The sequence below is a fragment of the Sulfurospirillum sp. genome (assembly GCF_036802865.1).
In the GTDB taxonomy this organism is placed as follows: Bacteria; Campylobacterota; Campylobacteria; order Campylobacterales; family Sulfurospirillaceae; genus Sulfurospirillum.
On sequence record NZ_DAIRVK010000013.1, the window covers coordinates 1 to 1,299 of the forward strand.

The 1,299-nt window shown below is 38.3% G+C and carries 2 protein-coding genes; both read left to right on the forward strand.

Features of this window, described 5'->3' with window-relative positions:
- Positions 1–74: 74 nt before the first annotated feature.
- On the forward strand, positions 75–455 hold the full coding sequence (locus V7Q04_RS13120) for a cytochrome c3 family protein (RefSeq protein ID WP_333805664.1): 381 nt from the start codon (positions 75–77) through the stop codon (positions 453–455).
- Positions 452–1,087, forward strand: coding sequence for a cytochrome c3 family protein (locus V7Q04_RS13125; RefSeq protein WP_333805663.1), 636 nt, complete (start codon positions 452–454; stop codon positions 1,085–1,087). The genes V7Q04_RS13120 and V7Q04_RS13125 overlap by 4 nt, the downstream gene beginning before the upstream one ends.
- Positions 1,088–1,299 lie beyond the last annotated feature (212 nt).

A 1,299-nucleotide genomic window follows, 5' to 3' on the forward strand; every position in this document is an offset into this window, starting at 1 on the left:
GCAGGAGAAAACATCTAATCATGGGTAGCAAAAAAACTCTTTTAGCTCTAGGGTTTTTTCTGATTCTCGGTGTGATGTCTTTGGTGGGGAGTGAAGTGAAAGCTTCATCTCCTCAGCTGAAGATCACTCCTGAACTCAAAGAAAAATTTCCCATGAAGCCTCACCATGAGAAGTTGGCATTTAAATGTGTTGACTGTCATGAAGGACAAGGGGATGACCCTGAAAATTTTAAAGCGATAGACGACAAAGGCTGTTTGTCGTGCCATAAAACAAAACAGTATTTGGCAGACAGACTTAAATTTATGGATGCATTACATGTTAATCCACATAACTCTATTCACGATGGTCCGAAACTTTATTGTGATGAGTGTCATTTTGAACACAAAAAGTCAGAAAATATGTGTTTAAGCTGTCACAGCAATGACGTTAAGATTTGGATGAGGCCGACACCATGATCAAAAAAATATTTCTCATCATAAAAAGCAATATTTTGCTAACGGCATTAGTAGGTGTTTTGGTAGGGTTACTCAGTTCATGGATTCTTTATGAAGGACTTCACAGAACGAGTGGAGATAAGTTTTGTGTCGTGTGTCATGAGATGAAACCAATGGTTGCAGCGTATGAAAATGATGTACATGGCGGAGCTGGTAAAACAGGTATCAAAGTCACCTGTGCAACATGCCATTTACCACATGAAAATGTTATTGCTTACATTGCAACAAAAGCGAGAAATGGCGTTGTTGAAGGAGCGATTCACTTCTTTGGTAACCCAGATAAAATTGATTGGCAAGCAAATCGTGCCAACAGACAACACTTTGTCAAAGATGAAGCGTGTTTTGGCTGTCATACGAACTACAGAACCAATGAATCTATTAGTGAACAAGGTCGTAAAATGCATGAGCATTATGCAAGCCTTGAAGGTACTAAGAATGAGATTGGATGTGCTTCGTGCCATGCAGAAGTGGGGCATAAAGGGCTTAGAAGTATGCTCAACTACTACAAACCTGAGTATGAGTTTTACAAAGGTAAGTTAGATAAGAAAAAAGAAGAGGCTGAGAAAAAATTAGCCGAAGATTTGAAGAAATAATTAAAGAAGTTGTATAACGCTATAAATGGAGTTCAATGGTTTACTTGTAAAGCATTGAACTCTTAAAAAAAAGGAGATAATATGAAACTTGCTAAATTAAGTATGGTTGCAATTGCAGTTCTAGGGCTTGGCGGTCACGCATATGCTGCATCAGATACACTCGCAGATGCGTTTAAAAATGGTAAAGTCAATGGTACCTTAAAAGCATGGTA